The 20648-nt window shown below is 45.8% G+C and carries 18 protein-coding genes and 1 tRNA gene; 12 read left to right on the top strand and 7 right to left on the bottom strand.

Going from position 1 to position 20648, the window contains the following annotated elements; genetic code table 11:
• Positions 1–272: 272 nt before the first annotated feature.
• Positions 273–1154 carry a malate dehydrogenase gene (locus Q0323_RS07030; RefSeq protein WP_298052956.1) on the bottom strand — a complete coding sequence of 294 codons (882 nt, stop codon included), beginning with the start codon at positions 1152–1154 and terminating at the stop codon, positions 273–275.
• A 108-nt stretch (positions 1155–1262) separates the two neighbouring features.
• On the bottom strand, positions 1263–2213 hold the full coding sequence (gene mltG, locus Q0323_RS07025) for an endolytic transglycosylase MltG (RefSeq protein ID WP_298052954.1): 951 nt from the start codon (positions 2211–2213) through the stop codon (positions 1263–1265).
• Between the two features lie 130 nt (positions 2214–2343).
• Here mltG and Q0323_RS07020 point away from each other — a divergent pair, with 130 nt between their 5' ends.
• Entirely contained in the window at positions 2344–4932 is a 2589-nt protein-coding gene (locus Q0323_RS07020; RefSeq protein WP_298052951.1) for an AsmA-like C-terminal domain-containing protein, read from the top strand.
• The gene (locus Q0323_RS07015) at positions 4929–5990 is read left to right on the top strand and encodes a tyrosine-type recombinase/integrase (protein ID WP_298052949.1); all 1062 of its coding nucleotides are present in this window, start codon (positions 4929–4931) and stop codon (positions 5988–5990) included. The genes Q0323_RS07020 and Q0323_RS07015 overlap by 4 nt, the downstream gene beginning before the upstream one ends.
• 949 nt (positions 5991–6939) lie before the next feature.
• Here Q0323_RS07015 and Q0323_RS07010 read toward each other — a convergent pair.
• The 4 genes from Q0323_RS07010 to Q0323_RS06995 form a co-directional block, all read right to left on the bottom strand.
• Positions 6940–7584 carry a ferritin family protein gene (locus tag Q0323_RS07010; protein ID WP_298052946.1) on the bottom strand — a complete coding sequence of 215 codons (645 nt, stop codon included), beginning with the start codon at positions 7582–7584 and terminating at the stop codon, positions 6940–6942.
• A 408-nt stretch (positions 7585–7992) separates the two neighbouring features.
• The gene (locus tag Q0323_RS07005; protein ID WP_298052943.1) at positions 7993–8667 is read right to left on the bottom strand and encodes a histidine phosphatase family protein; all 675 of its coding nucleotides are present in this window, start codon (positions 8665–8667) and stop codon (positions 7993–7995) included.
• Between the two features lie 44 nt (positions 8668–8711).
• Positions 8712–9269, bottom strand: a complete 558-nt coding sequence (locus tag Q0323_RS07000) for a rhomboid family intramembrane serine protease (protein WP_298052938.1) — start codon at positions 9267–9269, stop codon at positions 8712–8714.
• Positions 9270–10037: 768 nt separating this feature from the next.
• Positions 10038–10673: an NlpC/P60 family protein gene (locus tag Q0323_RS06995; protein WP_298052935.1), complete on the bottom strand. Its 636-nt coding sequence runs from the start codon at positions 10671–10673 to the stop codon at positions 10038–10040.
• Between the two features lie 125 nt (positions 10674–10798).
• Between Q0323_RS06995 and murA the strand changes: the two genes are divergently transcribed.
• From murA to Q0323_RS06950, 9 genes are all read left to right on the top strand, one after another.
• Positions 10799–12067, top strand: coding sequence for a UDP-N-acetylglucosamine 1-carboxyvinyltransferase (gene murA / locus Q0323_RS06990; protein WP_298052934.1), 1269 nt, complete (start codon positions 10799–10801; stop codon positions 12065–12067).
• Positions 12068–12301: 234 nt separating this feature from the next.
• On the top strand, positions 12302–13483 hold the full coding sequence (locus Q0323_RS06985; protein ID WP_298052932.1) for a molybdopterin molybdotransferase MoeA: 1182 nt from the start codon (positions 12302–12304) through the stop codon (positions 13481–13483).
• Between the two features lie 61 nt (positions 13484–13544).
• Positions 13545–13619: transfer RNA gene (locus tag Q0323_RS06980), tRNA-Gly, on the top strand.
• A gap of 76 nt (positions 13620–13695) precedes the next feature.
• Entirely contained in the window at positions 13696–14250 is a 555-nt protein-coding gene (locus Q0323_RS06975; protein ID WP_298052929.1) for a UbiX family flavin prenyltransferase, read from the top strand.
• Positions 14250–14726 carry a pantetheine-phosphate adenylyltransferase gene (gene coaD, locus Q0323_RS06970; RefSeq protein WP_177387474.1) on the top strand — a complete coding sequence of 159 codons (477 nt, stop codon included), beginning with the start codon at positions 14250–14252 and terminating at the stop codon, positions 14724–14726. The genes Q0323_RS06975 and coaD overlap by 1 nt, the downstream gene beginning before the upstream one ends.
• Positions 14727–14798: 72 nt before the next feature.
• A complete protein-coding gene (locus Q0323_RS06965) occupies positions 14799–15881 on the top strand; it encodes a hypothetical protein (protein ID WP_298052927.1) in 1083 nt (360 codons plus the stop codon).
• A 41-nt stretch (positions 15882–15922) separates the two neighbouring features.
• Positions 15923–17026 (top strand): hypothetical protein, encoded by a 1104-nt coding sequence (locus Q0323_RS06960; protein WP_298052924.1) that lies wholly within the window; start codon positions 15923–15925, stop codon positions 17024–17026.
• 435 nt (positions 17027–17461) lie between these two features.
• A complete protein-coding gene (tmk, locus tag Q0323_RS06955; protein ID WP_298052921.1) occupies positions 17462–18088 on the top strand; it encodes a dTMP kinase in 627 nt (208 codons plus the stop codon).
• 341 nt (positions 18089–18429) lie between these two features.
• On the top strand, positions 18430–19017 hold the full coding sequence (locus Q0323_RS06950) for a hypothetical protein (protein WP_298052918.1): 588 nt from the start codon (positions 18430–18432) through the stop codon (positions 19015–19017).
• 271 nt (positions 19018–19288) lie between these two features.
• Here the strand turns inward: Q0323_RS06950 and Q0323_RS06945 are convergent, their stop codons facing one another.
• Positions 19289–20002 carry a hypothetical protein gene (locus tag Q0323_RS06945; protein WP_298052915.1) on the bottom strand — a complete coding sequence of 238 codons (714 nt, stop codon included), beginning with the start codon at positions 20000–20002 and terminating at the stop codon, positions 19289–19291.
• Between the two features lie 48 nt (positions 20003–20050).
• Between Q0323_RS06945 and Q0323_RS06940 the strand changes: the two genes are divergently transcribed.
• Positions 20051–20263, top strand: coding sequence for a hypothetical protein (locus Q0323_RS06940; RefSeq protein ID WP_298052912.1), 213 nt, complete (start codon positions 20051–20053; stop codon positions 20261–20263).
• Positions 20264–20648 lie beyond the last annotated feature (385 nt).

Raw genomic sequence — 20648 nt, 5'->3', positions numbered from 1 at the left:
GTTTAAATTTTAAAATTTTGTGACTCTCAAAAATTTTACGTCACGCAGAATTCTGAGCCAAAGTAAAATTTTAATCTACGAAATTTCACAGCAGGCGAAATTGCGCAAATTTTAAAATTCCGCAGCGAATTAAATTTTACGCTACACAATTCCGCGAGCTTAAATTTCTTACCAAAGTGAAATTTGATGCTGCAAATTCTATCGCAAGAATTCTGCGCTTTAAAATTTTAGCTCTGTAAATTCCGCATTGCGTCGAATTCGCTTTATTTCCACTAAAACTTCAGTTCCGCTATCCGCTCACGCATCCGTTCAAGCTGCGCGTAGAAATCACCCGAGTAGGCGAAATTTCTCTCTATTGCGCCCATTTTGCCGACGCTTACGAAGCGCCCCAAAGGCACTCCCGATCTATCCGCGACGCAGCAGGCAAGCGTGCCACAGGTATCAAAAAGAATGTATTTTATGATCTTTACGATCCCGGCAGCGGGCGCCAAATACGCCGACGCGCCCAGTAGCTCGCCGATCTGCGCGCCGGCGAATTTGGTATTTTGCACCGCGCGCCCAAAAATTTCATCCGAAATTTCAAATCCCAGCTCGTTTTTAAGCGCAATCATCTCTTCGCTATGCGGGCCCACGATCGCGCTTCTCATCGATGAAATTTCCTTGCCGCTCGCTCGCGCGAGTTCAAATTTAAGCCGCGCGCCGTCCAGCTCGCCCGCCATGCCGATGACTCGCTCTTTTGCAAACCCGCTGGCCTGCAGCGCCGCATAGACCATCATATCAAGCGGATTGGTAACGACGACGATGATGGAGCTTGGTGCGTATTTTGCGGCATCTCGCGCGCATTGCGCGACGATGGTGGCGTTGCTGCTAAACAGCTCCTCCCTGCTCTGCCCTGCCTTTCTTGCATGTCCCGCCGTGATCACGACGATGCCCGCGTCCGCTATGTCGCCGGGCTCCGTGCTGCCGCTTATGCGCAGGTCGCGCTCATAAACCACCGCTGTATGGGCTAGATCGAGTGCCTTGCCGCGCGCAATCCGCTCTACCGCATCCACAAGCGCGATGCTATCTATCTTTTGGCTCAAAGAATCGCTTACGATAAGATCGTTCGCTACTGCCGCGCCGATGTTTCCGGCGCCGAATATTGCTATTTTCATTGTTATCTCCCAAAATCGGTCCGCATTTTTATAACTGCGGGGTTTAAATTTTAAAATTTAAAGACGAAATCTAGTTTTTTAAATTTAATGCCGAAGCAGTTTTAAATTTTACCTCTGCGCCTTTATGTTGCGCTCGTGCTCGGCTTGCGTACGCGCAAAATCGTGAAGCCCGGTCTTTTTATTTCGCATAAAATACAGATACTCGCTCTTTGCGGGCGCGAAAACGGCGCGTATCGCATCGCGAGAGACCACGCACACGGGCTCTTTGGGAAGTCCGTCGTTGAGGTAGGTATTGTAGTGGCTGGTGTCGGTGCGGATGCGCTGCGGAGTGATCTTGACGTGCGAAAATTCGCCGTAATTCAGCGTGCCGTCCATCTGAAGGCGCATATTTTTGGCTAAGCGATTGTCGATGACGGAGGCTACGAGTGGCATCTCATCTGCGTTTGCGGCCTCTTTTTGGATTACAGAGGCCTTGATCAGCACCTGCTTCCATGCCGTGGCGTTGTAATCGCCGCTAAGCTCGCGCGACAATCCTTCGTGGAATTTTTGCGCGCTTGAAACAAGGTGGTCGATGATATTTTTTTCGCTTTCGTTTTTGCTAATTTTGTAGGTTTCAGGCACCAGAAAGCCCTCGTAAAACGGCGCCGTGGCGTTGTATTCGCGCTCAAGCTCGCTAAAGCTTAGCCCGCGATCTTTCGCAAGCTGTTTTAAAAACACGATCGTCGTCTCTCCCGGGATCAGCTTAATCTCGTTCATCACGGGCTTTGCGACGCTTAGCTCATATAAAAACTGATATTTGGGCAAATTTTCGCCGCTAAGCTCCAGCTCGCCGGTTTTTGCGCCACCGTAAAAAGAAAGCAGCCTCGCGTCAAATTTGCTAAATTTTGGATAGCTCTTTGAGAGTTGCGATAAAATTTTCGTTGAGCTGCCCTGGCCTATCTGCACGGTTGCCGCGTTGCCGACGCGCTCGTGTAGATCAAAACCCACGGCTAAAAGCACGATAGCCGCAAGCTCGATACAAACGCACGCCGCTTTGATGAGCTTTATAAAGAATTTCATGCGTTCCTTTCAAAATTTAGCTGAAATTATAGGCAAATAAGCCAAAATTTTGAATAAATTTCATATTATAAGCGCAGTTTTTCGGCACGCCCGATTTGGTTTTGGGGCGGAGTTTTTTGATGAGGCGATGATGTTTAGAACTTTGGCTAGATTTTTTTTGGGCATAACGATACTTTTTATAGTCTGCGCGGTAGGTCTAAAACACGGTATTGCGATTTCGCAGCTGGACGTGGGCTTTGCAAAGCTTGAGGGGTTTTATCTCAAGCTAAATAAAGGTCTCGTGCTGCGTATCAAAAATCTTGAAATTACGCAAAATAATACACAAAATTTAGAGCAAAATTCCACCGATCTGCGCACGCAAAGCGAGAAAATTTTGGAATTTAGCAAAAAAATCTCGCTTATCAACTCATTTTTTGAAGAGATCGACGTGCAAAATTTGAAGATCAAGGGCGAAAGTCTAAAGCTAAAATACAAAAGCGACGTTTTTTACGCCGACACGCGGTTTTTTAGGCTAAACTCGAAGATCACGCCGAGTGCAAACGGGCTGAACTTCGATCCGATCGAGCTTGAACTAAACGACTTTAATCTCACGCTGCGCGGCGCGGCGCGGGCAAATTTCAGAGCCGATACGTATGATTTTAACGGCACCTTCGCTTCGCACGAGATCGCGGGCGAGCTTGACGTGCACAATATCGGCTCGGAGCTAAATATCGAGATAAATCGCGCCTCGGCTTTGAGTCTGAAAAATTTTATGAATGAGCTAGGCGCACTTACGGGACTAAATCCTCTTGCGAACGAGTGGATCTACGGCAAGGCGGTCGCGCAAAACTACTATATCGAAAACCTCCACGCCAAAATTGATCTGAAAGATCCGCGCCCGGTCGCCGAAAATGTTAGCGCCACGGCTTACGCGCAGGATCTTACGATAAAATTTCAACCGCAAATCGAAGCCGTAACGGTAAAAGACGCCAACATCACGCTTAAAAACGATTTTCTAAGCTTCACGCTAAATGAGCCTAAATTTAAAGGCAAAAGCCTGGAGGGAAGCGGCGTGCGTATCGGCGGACTCTTTGAAGAGAGGCCGGTCGTATATCTGGATCTGCGGACTAAAGAGAGCTTGGGCAAGGACCTTGTGGATATTTTACAAAGCTACGGCATAGACGAGCCTGTATATCCGCTAGGCGGCGGGATCGATGCGCGCGTGCTGATAGACGTGGACGTCGAAAAGGAAAGTGCCAAGGTGGATGCGAACGTGACATTAAAAGACGCCGATCTGATGATCTCAAAGGCAAAATTTCACTCCAAAGCCGCGCGGGTGCATATCACAGAAAAAAAGATCGACATCAAAGACGCGAATCTGCAAAATGAAATTTTTAACGCCACTGCAAGCGGCAGTATCGACATCGCCACGCGCAAGGCCAAATTTAACGGCATAATCCATAGCTTTAATCTCTCCCCGAACGGCAAAGAAATTTTAAAATTTGGCGACGCGCGAGATAATATAAGCCTTGATTTTAGCGGCAAAGCGCCGGTGCTGAGCTCGCAATTTTTAGGCGCGAAGATGAGCTTCGGCGAGCGGATCGAGATTAGTTCGCCCGATATTAGCGGAATTTTGCCCTTTTCTAAGACGCTTAAAAACGCGGGCATTAGCGGCGGAGATCTTAAAATTTTAACCAGCGATTTTACAAATTTGGATATCAGCAGCAGCAATCTCATCTTTGATTTCGGTCTGCTAAACAAAGACGGCAGAGCTTATAAAAATGACTCTTTCACGCTTCGGGTGCGCGGGGGCGATCTGGACGGCTCTAGCGGAAGCGGTAAAATTTCTCTCAAAATCAACAAAGGCGGTAACTTTGTCTCGCTAAAAGACGTGGACGTCGCGATCAATACGAGCGTGCAAACCAGCGAGTTTAATAGCGGCACAAAGGAGCGCTCGCCGATAAATTTCAGCGGGCAAAACTCTTCCATCGTACTATCGGATCTTAATAAGACGCTGAAATTTACGCACTTTAACGGCGTGCTGGACGGTAAAAATATGAACCTGAACGCGAATTTCAAACGCGGCGACGTGAAGTTGATCTTTAAAAAGAGCTTGCTTCAAATTTTTGCGCAAAACATCAGCGGCGAGGCGCTCAATCAATTCCTAGGCTCGCAGAGCTTCGACGGAGGGGTATTTACGCTAAAAGCAAGCGGCATCGATCCGCGCAACTACCGCGGCGAGATCAACGTGCAAAACACCTATCTGAAGGACTACATCATCTATCAAAGGCTGCTTAGCTTTATAAACTCCGTGCCGTCGCTGCTTACGTTTAAGACGCCCGATTTCAACGATCGCGGCTTTAGCGTGCAGAGGGGCAAAATTTACTTTCGCCGCAGCGGCGATAAAATTTATATAAACGCGATGAACTTTACCGGCAGTAGCGCAGATATCGCAGGCAACGGCGAAGTGGATATGAAAAGCGGTGCGCTAAATATCGATCTGGAGCTTAAATACCTCAAAGACGCAAGCTCGATAATCTCAAAAATCCCGCTGCTAAATCATATCATATTAGGCGAAAACAATACGATCTCCACGATCATCGAGATTCGCGGCACGATGAAAAAGCCTACCTACTCGACCGGCGTTGCGACCGATGTGCTAAAAACGCCGTATAATCTTATCAAAAACACGCTGATGCTGCCTTTTGTGATCTTCGGCGACAGCGAGGAGAGTAGATGAAATTTCCACTCGATTATAAGGATAGCTTTGAAAAATCGCTGCTGTTTTGGCTCGTAAAATTCGTGCGCTACAAGCTAAGCGCGCTATCGAATAAGGAGCTGAAAAACGACGCGCTATTTCGCCGCGCGAGCCTGGCTCTAAATCACGAGGTAGCAAGTATCGGCGAACTCGAGCGGCTCGCAAAAGACGCACGAAATGCAGGCCTTACCGGCATTAACACTTACTTCAATCCGCTTAAAAAATTTTACGAAGCGATCATGCAGTACGGCCTTGAGAGCATGAAAAATATCGACGAGGAGCTTTTGAGCGAAATTTTAGCTTCCATTACGGGTGGGCTAAGCGATGCGAGCAAAAAAAACTACCGCATCGCCGTGATAAATTTTTTCGGCTTCATCGACCGCCAAAACGAGCAGGACGGCACCTCGCATAACTTCGGCATCGAGCTTAAGCACTGGGGCGGCGTTAGCGGCAGCCGCGGCACAAAGCTTCCTGAGTTTATGAGCGAGGAGGAGCTGAAGCGGTTTTTGGACGCAATAAATCTAAGCGAGTTCCCCTCCTTTGCCCATCGCAACCGCCTAATCGTAAAAATCATCGTCTACACCGGCATCCGCGTGGGCGAAGCGATAAATTTAAAGCGCAAAGATATCGCGCCCGAGGGCGATCTTTTCGTCATCCGAATCCGCGGCAAGGGTAACAAATACCGCATCGTAATGATCAAGCGCCACCTGATCGAGGAACATCTAAACGCGCTGGAGACGAACTTTGCAAACAAAGAGGGCTATCTTTTCGTCACCAAAAACGGCGCCCCGCTTACTCAGGCCTACGTCAGCGGCATCGTGGAGAAAATTTTAATGAGCGCGGGCATCCGCAAGGAAAAAAACGGCGCTCACATGCTGCGCCACACCTTCGCGACGATGCTTTACAAAAAGCAAAAGGACCTCGTGCTCGTCCAAGAAGCCCTCGGCCACGCGAGCCTTAATACTTCGCGCATCTACACCCACTTCGATAGCGACAAACTGCGCCTTGCGGCGAAGGTCGCGGAGGAATTCGAGGAGTGAAATTTTAAAATTTGAGGTAGCGAGAGGCTTGCTTGAGCGAGATTTTTTGAGATTTCGTTTTGAGGCGGCTTTGAAATCGTTTTTTATGGAATTTATTTTCTAAAAAATTTGGAATTTTATTTTGAAAAATTTTAAAATTTGTTTTTCATATTCGAATAACAAGACCAAAAATCCTGCCTTTCGCATTTTAGAATTTAACTCATTAACTCGGTAAAATTTTAAATTAACGCGCGAGCCTTAGAGCTTGATCGCAAAAGAATCTAAAATTTTACTCTTTTGGAATATAGAATAATTTACTTTTTAGATTTTCTCATGCGATTTTGCCTAAAATTCCAGATAAATTTAGTATAAAATTTCATTTAAATTTTGACGATACGGGATTTCATCTGAGGATTTTATAAGCAAAAGATAATCGACATATTAAGAGGTAGCGGATATAAAATTTATCTGCAAATTCCGCAAGGATGGAATTTCTGATTTAAAATTTAAACCCTCGAAATTTTATAGTTTGATTTGCTTTCAAATTCTCATCGCACCGTATTCGCCTTAAAATTAAAGACACAAAAGATTCTGCCACCAAAGTTTGCTGCGAAATTTACCGATGCGAAGCTTGCTTCGTAAACAGCGCAAGAATCATATAGGAATTTATATTAAAAATTTAAAGATACAAAATCCATCGGCATAACTATTTTTAGATTTATTTTACGACAGAAATCCCGCTCTTGCGAGCAGGACTTCATTTCTTAGGGGGATAAGAAAAGGAGTTTAGGCTAAATAAATTTAGCCCGAGATTTCGTCTAGCCACGGAATTCGCGGCAAAAAGGAGCAAAAAGACGAAATCTCGCGCAAAATTTTAAGCCAAGATTTGAACGATCAGCTCGCGACAATAAACTAAATTTGCGACGGCTTCGAAAGCTATCGCAAAAACGCCGTGCCGTAAACATCAAAATTAAACGAGCCTTTGTTTTTTGAAATACTCGCGCGGAGCCTTGCAGAGCGGACAGGCGCCGGGAGCTTTCTTGCCGCGATGAACGTGGCCGCAGACCTCGCACACCCAAACTTCCTCGTCAAAGCTCTCGAAAAAGCCCTCTTCTAGCAGGATCTTTTGAAGCTCGTTGTATTCGCGCTCGTGCTCCTCCTCGACCCTACCGATAGCGTTAAAAAGGCGCGCTACCTCTTTTTTACCCTCTTCAGTCGCGATTTTAGCGAAGCTAGGATACATACTCTCGTGCTCGTAGCGCTCTCCTGCGGCGGCGTCGAGTAGATTTTTATCCATCTTATCAAGCGGAATGCCTGCGGCTGCATGATGCGCCTTTAGCTCGGCTCTGGCGTGCCATTTTTCATTTTCGGCAGCCTCGTAAAAATGTCGCGCGATGGCGTGAAAGCCCGCCTCTTTAGCCAAATCGCCGTAAAGATCGTATTTATTGCGCGCCTGGGACTCGCCTGCAAACGCTTTCATCAAATTTACCTGCGTCAGATCTTCGGTGATGCATTTCATCGGCTCTCCGCAGCAGCTAAGCGTGCCGCCGCCTACGTTTTGCACCTCGACCTCCGTGCCGCATTTGTCGCATCTGTAAGTTTCGTACTGTCTCATTTTCAACCCCCTTATCAAAAATTTTGTGGAATGATACCACGGCTACTATTAAATTTTACTTAATAAATTTTATTCTTCTCAATAAATTTATGTTTTTGAGAAAATTTTGGCACGGAATTTCCATCCGCAAAATCTAAACTTAAGATTTTACAAAGCAACTAGAATTTCAAGCAAAAGCGCTAACGACCGATTATCTAAAAATATAAAATTTAGTTTTCTGACTCATTTAGTCCACGATTTCAAGGCGAGCCACATCATTGGAAATTTTTTAAAATTTAAAGTTATCTCAAAGCAATTTGCTATTTTGCCATATGGTCTTATTTTACGAGTATATGACAATGCTCGGCAAAATTAGCCTTATGCGCCAACGAGCCGCCCGATTGTAATTATGAAGCGTTAAAAGCGTAATTAAGGGCACTGCAGCATTACCATTTTGCCGCTATGATCAGTAATTTCTGAGAATTTATGAACGTCAAATTCTAAGACGCAAATCGAGCAAGGAGGGAATTTATCGACTTCCTTCTCGCCTAAAAGCGAGCAAATTGCGCCTATTGTCGGATTATGTCCAACGATAAATACGCATTCCGCGCTAGCTGCGTTAAAATTTTGCATAACATCAGTGCTAGAAATTTCTACATTGTTGCAAGATATCGCATTCTTTTCGCCAATGCTAGCGGGAATTTTAGCGCTCTTAAAAGCAGAATTTTCAGCGTTTGCGTCGCGATGTTTTTCGCTACTCAGACCAAACACATTGTATTTTTCAGCATTCACACCGCACCCAAAAAATCGTTTCTCATCCAAGCCGCGAACAAACCTTGCCAAATCCCATAAGCTTACGTCATATAACTCTCGCAATGACGCTACCCTTTTTGTCGCATCCAGCGCATTAGCGATAATTTGCGCCGTATGGAGTGCGCGTATAGCCGGGCTTGTAATAATTAAATCAGGCGCAAGCCCCAAGCTACGCAGCTTTTCTCTGAGTTTAATTGCGCAAAGTTCGCCCGCATGGCTTAATGCCCGCTCAAAATCGCTTCCGTTGCCGCTTTGCGCCTCAGCATGTCTTATAAAATATATCCGTTTCATCTGCATCCTTTCATAAAATTTTATGTAAAATTTAGCGTTAAATTCTACAAAATTCTAAATTTTTTCTGGATCATTCCAAAGCCATAACCGACCACAAATCCCGCTATATGCGCATACCATGCCACATTTACGCCCATTAACATCGGCGCAAAGCTCATTATCAAAATCGCGACAAAAATCCCGCCCGTATTGCGTTCATCAAAATAAGCAATCACGCCTAAAAGCACGCAAATAGCGCCACTAGCGCCTACGATATTGACGATTTCTCCCATGCTCATGGCATAACGGATATAAATCAGACATAAAGCGCCACTCAGCAGCCCGCCTACGATGTAAAGTAGCGTAAATTTTATCCCACCGAACGCTCTCTCTAAAATCCCACCGAATTGATATAAAACCGCCATATTCATCGCTAAATGCATCACTCCGCCGTGCATAAAAAATGAACTTAGTAACTGCCACGGCATCCCTTCGAAAAAATACGGATTGAGCCCAAAAAATAGATAGGACTTAAAGCCGAAAAAATATTCTAATGCGAATGAAATCACGAAAAATAGGACATTCGCTACAATGATCGCGAGAGTAAATTTGCCTGATTGCATGAAACTCCTTAAATTTTTCACGCATAGTAGCGAAATTTTGATTAAATTAAAGGCGTCGCGTGTTTTTATGGGTTAGAGAAAAATTATAGATAAGTTCTAGCATCAAAATTTTGATAATGGTTTTAATTGCAAGCATCTTATCAAAATAGCTGCGTTAAAGTTAAAATTTAGATATAGCAGCTTTAAAGTAAAATTTTCATGATAAAATTTAGATCGTAAATCTTTTTCAAAGTTTTACGGAATTCATAGAGTTTATCCGACGTAAATTAAAAAGCAAACACGCTGTAAATTTAATGACGATAAAATTTCAGTTATATAAAGCTACTTTGTAGAATTTTATATAAAATTATAAGAATAATTTTACTAAGAATAACAAAAATTTGAGTTCAAATTAATTTCAAAATAAATTTTTAGAGTAATATTTTATTAAATGCTTGTTATATATAATTACGCGTTAAAAATGCTAATTTGATTTGCCATAACAGCATCAAAGTGAGTTTTTATTCATAAGTTTTTGCTGCAGGAGTTTAAAAGCCATAAAAATTTTAAAATTTGATTAGAATTTTAGGAATTTAATAAATTCTATAAAGCAAGTCATAGCTAGAACTACAAGCGAGATTTTATCTGTAAAATTTCGCTTAAAACCCTAGAGCCTAAATCAAACCGCCGCGAATTTTTAAAAGGTCTAGCAAAATTCCATAAAATCTAATAAATTCCAAAAGTTATAAGAAATTTTTCAAAAAATACGGCGAAAGAATTTTCAAAATTCTAGTTATTCACCCGTCCGTATCCTGCGAAGCGGTTCGATGCTAGGCAGCTTATGCGGTCTTTGCCGCAGCGGACGATATAGCTATTTTCCATCTTTTGCCCCACTACATGGACGTTTTTCTTATTTAAATTTACGAAGTCCGCTTGATTTCTACCACGAGTATTGTGGACGAATTTCACGCGACCATCAGCATAGATCTCGCGCACGATGCCGATATGGCTGATTTCGTTATTGACCTTGCCTTTGTTAGAGCGCAAGGTGTTTTGAAAAAACACCAAATCCCCTACTCGCGGCGTATTGCTGAGTAAATTTCTACGGCTGTAATAATTATATATTGCTTGGGATTTGCGTCCGTTTGTGAAGTATTTTGGCAGATCTTTTGAGTTAAAAAATAGATCATCGTATTTATCATTTAGCACGGTGATAAATCCGCTGCAGTCCCCTCCCGCGCGAGTGCCGGTGTAATCGTCCACCGATGCGATTAGCGAGCGGTTAAACTCGCTTCCTGGCACCGAAGTTATTCCTTCTTCATGATCGTTTAAGACATACGCTTGCTGGCTGCCAGCAGACGGGGCTTTTGAGGAGCAACCGATCAGCAAAAACGCACCCAAAGCGCAAATAATTAGTTGTTTCATATAAAAAATCCTTATAAAATTATGTAACGGTTAAATTTAGGCGTAATTTTAGCGCTCAGTGGTAACAAAATGGTAACTTTAAAGCTAAATTCTGTATAATCGCCGAAATTTTACACGGAGAAATCATGCATTATCTACGAATTGACGGGGGCAAAAAACTAAGCGGCAGCGTCAAAATAAGCGGCGCAAAAAACGCCGCATTGCCGCTCATAGCCCTATCTATCCTTTCAAAAAACGAAGTTGTAATTAAAAATTTACCTGCAGTTTCCGATATCCACACGCTAATTCAGCTGCTTTCAAATTTAGGCGCAAAGTGCGAGTTTCTTGATGCCAATATCGCCAAAATCGATCCGCGCGAGGTAAACTCGACCAAAGCGATCTACGACATAGTACGTAAAATGCGCGCTTCGATCTTGGTGCTAGGGCCGCTTTTAGCGCGGTTTAGACACTGCGAGGTAAGCCTTCCGGGGGGCTGCGCGATCGGCGCCAGACCGATCGATCTACACCTTAGCGCGCTTGAAAAGATGGGCGCGGAGGTTAAGATCGAGCAAGGTTACGTCGTTTGCACCGCAAAAAAGGGGCTTAAGGGCGCGACTATAAATTTTGACAAAATTACCGTCACCGGCACCGAAAATATCGTAATGGCGGCGGCTTTAGCAAGCGGCACCACGCATATCATAAACGCGGCGAAAGAGCCCGAAGTGATAGCTGTTTGCAACGCATTAAAAAGCGCAGGCATCGACATAGAGGGCATCGGCACGAACGAAATCCTCATCAAAGGAAGCGGCGGCGAGCTTTTAAGCTTCGATGAAATTTCAATCATTCCCGATCGCATCGAGGCAGGCACCTATCTGTGCGCAGGCGCGATCACGGGCTCTCGTATCAAGATCACGCACGCTTGCACGGCTCATCTTGGCGCCGTACTTGCAAAATTTGAAGATATGGGCTTTAAATTTGAAATTTCAAACGGCGGCGACGAGATCACGATCCTGCCCGCTTCAAAAATCAAACCCGTAGAGATCATCACGAGCGAATATCCGGGCTTTCCTACCGATATGCAGGCGCAGTTTATGGCGCTAGCATGCATCTCCTCGGGCGTCAGCACTATCGACGAGAGGCTTTTTGAAAACCGCTTCATGCACGTTAGCGAACTTTCGAGAATGGGCGCAGATATCCGCTTAAACGGACACATCGCGACTATCAGCGGCGGCAAGCTAAACGGCGCGGACGTTATGGCGACCGATCTGCGCGCCAGCTCGGCACTCGTTTTAGGCGCCCTTGCGGCGTGCGGCGAGAGCAAAATACATAGAATTTACCACCTAGATCGCGGATATGAGAGGCTGGAAGCTAAGCTTGGTGCGCTTGGTGCTGATATACAGAGGCTTGAGGAATGAAGACTTCGGAATAAAATCTTGTGCGAGCAAGCAAAGTGGAATTTTACGAGCGAAATGTTTTGAAATTTTAAGTAACACTAGCATTAAAATAAGGCAATTGAGCCCGTAAAATTTCGCGCATTTATTTGGGTAAAATTTTGCTTTGCAAGCTTTGGCACAATATAGAATTCAAGGCTACGCAAGGTCTTAACTGCGCGAATTTAAAATGTAAAAAAATGATAAAAAGGACTTAAAATGATAGGAATAAATGAGGCTATAGATTTGGCTACGGCTAGAATCACATCAAGCAGGCAGAGCGAAAAGGTACCTCTTCCCAGCGCTCTAGGTCGCATCCTTTCTAGCGATATTTCTGCGCTTAAAAACCTGCCCTGCTTCGATAATTCGGCGCTTGACGGCTATGCCTACGCGGCGGACTTCAAAGACGAAGAGCTAGAGATCGTAGAGCCTACGATTTTTGCAGGAGATGAGAAATTCTACGAAATCAAGGCTACGCAAGCGCAAAAGATAATGACCGGCGCGCCAATGCCTGCGGGCGCGGACTCCGTCGCGAGGCTAGAGGATGTAGACGCGCAAGGCGGTACTCTAAAAATCCCCGCTTTCGTTCATGCCCACGACGGCTTTCGTAAAAAAGGCGAGGAGGTGCGTGCGGGCGAGCTTTTATTGCGCTGTGGCGAAATTTTAAACCCTGCTAAAATCATGCTTCTTGCCGCGCAAGGAATTTACGAAGCAAGCGTTTACGCGCGTCCTAAAATCGCTCTATTTTCCAGTGGAAACGAGCTAAAAGAGCCGTGGCAGAGCGCAAGCGAGCGCGAAATTTATAACGCCAACTCTAGCGGTATTGCTGCATTGCTGCAAAAGTACGGCTTTGAAAATGAGTATTTAGGGATTTTAAAGGATGATTTTAGCGCGGTTTGCGAGGCGCTAGATACTGCTACGCGTAAATTTGACGTGCTAATTACCAGCGGTGGAGCAAGCGCTGGGGAGGCGGATTTTATGCAAAGCGCTATGAGCGAACTTGGATTTTTGCAGGTTTTCGATCACATTGATATCAAGCCCGGCCGCCCCAGCAAGTGCTTCGCAAAAGACGGCGAATTCGTCTTTGCAATGGCAGGCAATCCAATGGCTGCTTTCGTGCTTACGCGCGCTGTCATACTGCCGATACTATTTAAGCTTAGCGGCGCAGGTGGGGCTTTTAGCGCAGAAACGGCGATATATGCCAAGCTCGCAAGCGATCTGAAGCTAAAAAGCGGCAGAGTAAATTTAACCGTAGGTGCGTATGAAGGCGGAGTTTTTACGCCTATGCCATCGCCTTCTGGGCGCATCAGACCGCTGGCTGCAGCATCGCATTTTTTCTTGGCTGATCCCGAATGTGACAAAGTTCGCGCTGGAGAAATCGTAAAAATTTATGAAATTTAAGCGAGAAATTATTGACAAATGAAAATTTATAGGCTACAATCGCGCTTTATTTTTACTGCATGCGGGAATAGCTCAGTGGTAGAGCGCAACCTTGCCATGGTTGATGTCGCGAGTTCGACTCTCGTTTCCCGCTCCATCTTAACTTCAAATTTTAAAATTCTTTCCGCCCCATTCGCTTTTAAACCACAAAATTTCGATATGAAAGCCTTGAAATGAAAATTTTAGTTTGCGTAAGCGGCGCGAGTTTTTGCGAGATCGGGCTTGATCTGCTTAAATTTCTTGCCAACTCACCGCATGAAATCCACGCCGTACTTACTCAGGGCGCGCGCCGCGTCCTGCGCGCCGAAAGCGGCATAGACGCGGACGAGGCTTTAAAATCCGCGGAATTTAGGAGCGTAAAATTTTATCCCAATACCGATCTGGGCGCGCCGCCCGCTTCGGGCTCGTTCGGCATTGACGCCACAATCTTTGCGCCCTGCTCTATTGGCTCTTTGGCCAAAATCTACGGCGGGCTTTGCGACAGCTTAAGCACCCGCGCCGCTGCAGTCGCGTTAAAAGAGCACAAGCGGCTGGTTCTTGGCGTGCGTGAGATGCCGCTTTCTGCGATCAGCCTGCGTCAGATGAGCGAGCTAGCCGCGCTCGGCGTCATCATCGCTCCGCCCGTGATCGCGGGCTACTGCGGCGTGCAAAATTTAAAAAATTTCATAATCGGCAAGTGGTGCGACGCGCTAGGCGTGCAAAATGAGCTATTTAAAAGGTGGCAATAATGCAAAACTCAAGAAAATGTATCTATCCGGGCACTTTCGATCCTATCACGAACGGCCATTTGGACGTCATCAAGCGCGCGCTAGGGCTTTTTGATGAAGTCATCGTCGCAGTCGCGCTAAACGAGAGCAAAAAACCCTACTTCAGCCTAAAATCCAGACTAGAGATGGCGCGAGCCGCGACACGCGGACTTCGCGGCGTGAGCGTGCAAAGCTTTGATAATCTGCTCGTGGATTTTGCTAAATCTTGCGGCGTGCGCTTCGTAATCCGCGGGCTTCGCGCGGTTAGCGACTTTGAGTACGAGCTACAGATCGGCTATGCAAACGCCTCGCTATGGGAGGAATTTGAGAGCGTGTATTTGATGCCGACGCTCAAAAACGCCTTCATCTCAAGCTCGATCGTCCGCTCCGTTTTGAGCCACGGCGGTGATGTCTCGCACCTGGTGCCGAGCGAAATTTTAAAATTTTTGAAAAAATGAGCTCGCAAGCGACTGAAATTTAGCCCGCAGGCGCGGCTAAATTTAAAATTTGCAAGCTGCATGGGAGATAAAATGAACAAGCAAATGGATGAGATAGAAAGACTGCGAACGTTTTTAAAAAGCGTGAGAGATGAATACAAAGCCTTAAATAAAATAGCCGAAGCGCAGGTCGTAAGTAGGCGCTGGGCATCAAATCAGTATTTAAATTTAGAGCCGTTTTATTTCGAATATAACCGCTTCTTTAAGGGCAAAATTTTAAAAGCTAAACCAAAAAAGGTCGTAAACGCCTACGAATACGGCTTTGACGCGCAAGATCGCGTCGTTTTTGAAAGACAACATGACGGCAAAAAACATTTCTTTGAAAACCTTTATTTTTGGGGGCGGGATGAAGTTTTAAAATATCATTTCGGTTGCTACAATAAAAGATGCGTAGGATGCTTCAACATAAAAAGATTTATCTATGAAAATGGCAAGCTAAAGTCCATCTACTCGGCCTTTGACAACAACGCCTATGGGATAGAAAATTTTACTTACGAAGGCGGCAAGCTCGCACAAAGACGGGAGTATGTAGAGCACCCTCGCGCAGGCAGAAGGAATGACGTAACAAACTATGAATTTGACGCAATGGGCGAGCTAAGCTTAATAACCGAAAATGGCTATGTGCGCTATCAAAAGCCAGATAAGAATATGAGCTATAAAAAGCTCTATGAGCTCGCCGCACAAAGACTACTGCCAGCGATTAAAGAGACGATCAAAAAGCACGCGCCGAATTGCAAACTCTACTGCATAAATTTAGCTTGCGACAATAGGAGTTTGCCGCCAATCATCGGATTCGGCTCGCAAGAGCAGCGCGCGCAGTGGCTTGCACGAAAGGACGGCTGGCTTCTTTGGCTCGTTCCTGATTACGAGTTTCGAGCCGAGGTCGAAGTAGACTACGAAACGGCGAAAATTTTCGATCTTTTCAATCAAGAAACGCAGCTAAATGATAAATATGCGCAGGCTAAAAAGCTCATTTGGGAGTGCGTGAAGCAGCTCAAAGCAGATCTTGGCGAATTTGCGCTCGACATGACGGATGATTTTACGATCACGGCTACCGATTGCGATCTTAGCGATCTGAGGAAAGATTTCATAGCGATAAATCCCGAGCTAGCGTAAAAGGATAAAATTTAAAATTTGAAACTGCACAGGAGATAAAAATGAATAAGCAAATGGATGAGATAGAAAAATTGCGAGAGCTTTTTAAAAGCGCAAAAGATGACTACGAAGCCCTAAAAAAGAGGGCCGAAGCGCAGGTCGTAAGCAGGCGCTGGGCGTCGGACGAGTATATTAATTTAGAGCCGTTTTATTTTGAGTTCAACCGTTTCTCAAAAGGTAGGGTTTTAAAAGAAGCATCCAAAAACATCGCAAACGCCTACGAATACGGCTTTGACGCGCAAGATCGCGCCGTTTTTAAGAGGCAGTATGTGAGCGAAAAATATTTCTACGAAGAGTTTTATTTTTGGCGGCAGGATGAAATTTTAAGCTACCGATTTGATTATTACGATAAAAAATGCGTGAACGTAAAAAGATTTGTCTATGCGGATGGCACGCTAAAGTCCATTTACTCGGCTTTTGCGAGCGAAGGCTACTGGATAGAAAATTTCGCTTACGAAGGCGGCAAGCTCGCGCAAAAGCAGTGGCGCGGCACGGATCCATACGGAGGCAAATTCGACCGCGTCATAAACTACGAATTTGACGCGATAGGCGAGCTAAGCTTAATAGTCGAGGACGGCTACGTGCACTACAGAAAACCGGATAAAAAAATGAGCTACAAAAAGCTCTATGAGCTCGCTGCGCAAAGGCTACTGCCCGCGATTAAAGAGACGATCAAAAAGCATGCGCCCGGTTGCAAGCTCTACTGCATAAATTTAGCCTACAACGACACGGGCTCGCTGCCACCTCAGATCGGATTCGGCTCGCAAGAACAGCGCGCACAGTGGCTTGTGCAGGGCGATGACGATAACTGGATCGTTTGGAACGTCGCCGATTATGAGTTTCAGGCTGAGTTGGACGAGGACGACGAGACGGCAAATCTTTTTGATCTTTTCAATCAAGAAACACGGCTAAATGGCAGATCCTCGCAAGCCAAAAAGCTTATTTTAGAGTGCGCGAAGCAGCTTAAGGCGGATATCGGCGAGCTCGGGCTCGACTTGAGCGAGGATTTTGCGCTCGTGGCGAGTGATTATGATCTTAGCGATCTGCGGAAAAATTTCAAAGCGATAAATCCAGAGCTTGTAAGCGCGTATAAGGGCAAAATTTAAAATTTTATCGTCGCGGTTTTGTTACCGCGCGCAGCACTCGCCCGCCCCAATGCGCCCCACTCTGCATAACGCCGCCCTGCTCCGCAAAAGCGCCGCCCTCCTCGCCCGACGTACCATTCTGTCCGCACGGCGCGCCGTCTTTTATCGACTGGTGCTATACCCTACTCGGTACATGTCCGTAAGCGCAAAATTTGCTCGCTCGCTGTTTATGCGACGCATCCGTCCAAGCGCTAAATTTAACCGCGAGCCGTGCCGCAAAGAGCAGGAGCCGAGCAAAAAAAGCGCCCGATAAATTTTACGCCAAAAGATCAAAAGCAACTCGCACAAGCTCGCGCAAAAGCCCGATTTTGAGGCAAAATTTTATGCCCCGCTATTTAAAAAAGCCGCTATTTAGCTATAAATTTGTAAAATAGCGCTCAAATTTAAAGGCGAAAAATGTATGTAATATTCGAAGGTATCGACGGCGTGGGCAAAAGCACGCAGATAGCGCGACTGGCGGCGACTTTCCCGCAGGCGATCGTGACCAAGGAGCCGGGCGGCACGAAGCTCGGCGAGGCGGTGCGAAGCCTCGTTTTGGGCGAGGATTTTAAGTGGTCGCGCGGCAGCGTAAATCTGCGCGAGGCCTGCGGCGAAATTTCAAAACGCGCCGAGCTGCTTTTGTTCCTCGCAGACCGCGCCGAGCACTACGAGCGCGTGATAAAGAGCGGCGCGGACAGGCTCGTGCTAAGCGATCGCGGCTTCATCTCGGGGCTTGCCTATGCGCTGGCAAACGACGAAAACGCGGATCTTAGCGAGCTTATCGCGCTTAATAAATTTGCGCTCGGGGGCAAATTCGCAGATAAAATCGTGCTGTTTTCGGCAGACGAACAGCTCATCGGGCGGCGGCTTAAAACGCGCGCTAGCAGCGATATAATCGAGGCTCGCGGGCTGAGATACCTAATGCGTGTGCAAGATCTTATGGCGCAGGCATGCAAGGCGTGCGGCGTTGAGACCCTGAAAATCGATGCCGCGCAGTCCGAAGAAGCGATCTGCGATCAGATAAAAAATTTCATACTTTCTTAAAATTTTAAGGCGTGGAATTCTGCCGCTGGAGTTGATTTCTGGGCTCTGCCGTGAAATTTTAGCTATGGAATTTCATCGCGAAATTTTAACTATGGAATTCCGCCCATAAAATTTCATCTTCAAATTTCGTCATAGAATTTTATAGGCGTGGTTCTAGGCAAAATTTCATGGACGGAATTCGTTTTATAATTTTGCAGCAAAATTTCGGCACGTAATTCTATCTTAAAATTCCGCCGTAGTCCGAAAAGGCGCGAAATTTCATAAGCGAAATTCTGCACGGAATTTTAATCCGCGGATTTGCAGGCGAAATTCCGCTTAAGCTTTAAATTGAAAGGATAATGATGAGGACGTTAAAGTTCGTTTTACGTAAGGTTTTTAAATTTATATTTCTGTTTTGGGTGGTCATAAGCTCGCTTTTCGGCACATATATGATTGCCGATAAATTTTTCGGCCGCACCGTCGTATCATGGACGCTCATCCTAGATTTTAGCAGCGCTTCGCTGGATCTGGAGGATTTTAGCATCAGCGCTAGCTTAAGAGCTACCGCTATCGGCGGACGATTATGGCGCGATGATCGCGAGCCGAAGCCCGACTTCTCGGACGATAATTCCACCGGCGCCCCATATGAACTAAGTATAAAATTTGACCACGTGAGCGCGCCTGGAATCGTGCTGAAAAATATCAAACTCGAGCAGGTGCAAAGCGGGCGCATCGTGTTTGAAAAGGATGAGCTAGAGGTGCCGCTAGAAATGGGCTATAGCGGTTACAAAAGCGGCGAATTAGAGATACCTGATCTCGATTCTGCGCATGTCAAACACAGACTGAGCGCCGAAATATGCGTGTCTGGAGGAGCTTGCATAAATTTCGTGCATTATTTCTTGCCGTACAGACATGTAGAGGGCACAGCGGCTCTGCGAGGTATTTTTTAGCCGCGAAAGATTCGGCGTGAAATTTAAAACGTAAAATTTACGGCGGCATGGATTAATTTGGCGGAATAAACGAGTAGATTATCGATGCTCACAACGTGGCGGTATGCTTTATTCGCGTGGCGGAATTTCGCCTCTTGCCGTATTCGCGTGAAACGGAATTTTAAAATTTCGCGGCGCATAAAATTTATAGCACAGCGCGAAATTCTAATATGTAAAATTTGAGGCGACGTAATTATGAAATTCCGCGCTGTGTATTTATGCGGCAGAGGTACTACTTTTTATGACGCTTGCGCCACGATGAGAGTTTTTGCATGTAGGTAGAGCAAACCAGATACGAACACACGAATGCGAGCACTAAACAAGAAAAGAAATAATCCCCAAAGCCCAAAATATCGCAAATATAAAGCAATACCGCAAGCGCGATGATAAAAACGGCAGTAAAAAGCATAAGGAATATAGCAAAGTAGGTGCACGTCAAAAATATCCGTGTCAAGCGAGGTGCGCGCTTTTCAATAGCGCGGACGATCGTGTAAACGTATGCCAGAATTATCATCGCAACAAGCGCAAGCCCCGCACAAGTATAGAAAAAATCGCCCATGTTTGGGAATGCATCTTTTGCGAACGCAAAATAGATCGCGTAAAATACCGTCGTGGCGAAAAAGATCAGACCGAATGTAATCAAAATGTCCCAAGCTAAAGATAGCGTGCGTTTTGCGGCATCCAGCGCGCTCAACGCAAAATCGCGGGCATATTCCAAAGGCGTTCTGCGGCGCTCGACCTCCAAGGCGACGAGGCTGCCTAGATATCCTTGGTTGCAGTATTTTACGCGCACTAAATCGCCCTGCTCAAACGAGAACGACCTGCAACGCATACGAAAGCGAACGCCGCCTATCTCAAAAAGCACGAGCGTCTCGATCTCCTGCCTAAGGACGCGGACGTGCAAGTTTTCTATCCTGCCTTCGATACAGGGCTGCTTATTTCGCATAATCCTCCAAAATTAAGTTTAAATTTCGCGCCGCTTGCTAGGCGCTGTTTGCCTGGCGCTAGAAAAACTCGCTCATCTTTCCCGCAAGGCTCTGTGGCACGGCGGAATTCTACGCGACAAAATTCCGCGACTCCTAATTTCGTGCGGCAAGATGGACTAATCGCAAGCTTGATTTTGAAATTTTCGCTAAATTCCGCCGCGCCTATCGGCGGCAAATTTAATACGGTTAGCTTTACGAGCGCGGTTCGCACCGCATACTAAACAAACATGTTTAAATTTAAGATCGTAAAATTTAAAAATCACCGGATATCAAATTTGTAAGCCGCAAATTTAAATATGGAACTCAAATTCTATCGCGCGCAGATACGAGCTATTGCGATTTTTAGTTAAAATTTTCCCTTTAAATTTACGCGCAGTTTTCGCCGCGTATAAATTTTGGCGCGATTTTGGAAGTATTTCTTAGACGTATTTTACCGGGCAGTTTTAAGCGCAAATCCTGCGCGAGGCGACTTCGCTTGCGTAAAATTTCAACGCAAGTCAAGCCGACTAAATTTCGCCGTGAAATTTAACGAAGCTTTGGCGCACAAGTTTCGTTTTGTTCTAGCGATACAAATTTCAGCCAAAAGCCACTACGCGCAAAATCAAA

It is taken from the genome of uncultured Campylobacter sp. (assembly GCF_938030145.1).
Lineage (GTDB): Bacteria > Campylobacterota > Campylobacteria > Campylobacterales > Campylobacteraceae > Campylobacter_B.
This window is presented reverse-complemented; position numbering and strand designations above follow the sequence as displayed.

Coding starts and splice junctions, on each gene's coding strand:
- Q0323_RS06960 (WP_298052924.1), top strand. CDS start 15,923: ATGAATAAGCAAATGGATGAGATAGAAAAATTGCGAGAGCTTTTTAAA.
- tmk (WP_298052921.1), top strand. CDS start 17,462: ATGTATGTAATATTCGAAGGTATCGACGGCGTGGGCAAAAGCACGCAG.
- Q0323_RS06975 (WP_298052929.1), top strand. CDS start 13,696: ATGAAAATTTTAGTTTGCGTAAGCGGCGCGAGTTTTTGCGAGATCGGG.
- mltG (WP_298052954.1), bottom strand. CDS start 2,213: ATGAAATTCTTTATAAAGCTCATCAAAGCGGCGTGCGTTTGTATCGAG.
- Q0323_RS07005 (WP_298052943.1), bottom strand. CDS start 8,667: ATGAAACGGATATATTTTATAAGACATGCTGAGGCGCAAAGCGGCAAC.
- Q0323_RS07030 (WP_298052956.1), bottom strand. CDS start 1,154: ATGAAAATAGCAATATTCGGCGCCGGAAACATCGGCGCGGCAGTAGCG.
- Q0323_RS06985 (WP_298052932.1), top strand. CDS start 12,302: ATGATAGGAATAAATGAGGCTATAGATTTGGCTACGGCTAGAATCACA.
- Q0323_RS07010 (WP_298052946.1), bottom strand. CDS start 7,584: ATGAGACAGTACGAAACTTACAGATGCGACAAATGCGGCACGGAGGTC.
- Q0323_RS06950 (WP_298052918.1), top strand. CDS start 18,430: ATGAGGACGTTAAAGTTCGTTTTACGTAAGGTTTTTAAATTTATATTT.
- Q0323_RS06945 (WP_298052915.1), bottom strand. CDS start 20,002: ATGCGAAATAAGCAGCCCTGTATCGAAGGCAGGATAGAAAACTTGCAC.
- Q0323_RS07000 (WP_298052938.1), bottom strand. CDS start 9,269: ATGCAATCAGGCAAATTTACTCTCGCGATCATTGTAGCGAATGTCCTA.
- Q0323_RS06995 (WP_298052935.1), bottom strand. CDS start 10,673: ATGAAACAACTAATTATTTGCGCTTTGGGTGCGTTTTTGCTGATCGGT.
- Q0323_RS07020 (WP_298052951.1), top strand. CDS start 2,344: ATGTTTAGAACTTTGGCTAGATTTTTTTTGGGCATAACGATACTTTTT.
- coaD (WP_177387474.1), top strand. CDS start 14,250: ATGCAAAACTCAAGAAAATGTATCTATCCGGGCACTTTCGATCCTATC.
- Q0323_RS06965 (WP_298052927.1), top strand. CDS start 14,799: ATGAACAAGCAAATGGATGAGATAGAAAGACTGCGAACGTTTTTAAAA.
- murA (WP_298052934.1), top strand. CDS start 10,799: ATGCATTATCTACGAATTGACGGGGGCAAAAAACTAAGCGGCAGCGTC.
- Q0323_RS07015 (WP_298052949.1), top strand. CDS start 4,929: ATGAAATTTCCACTCGATTATAAGGATAGCTTTGAAAAATCGCTGCTG.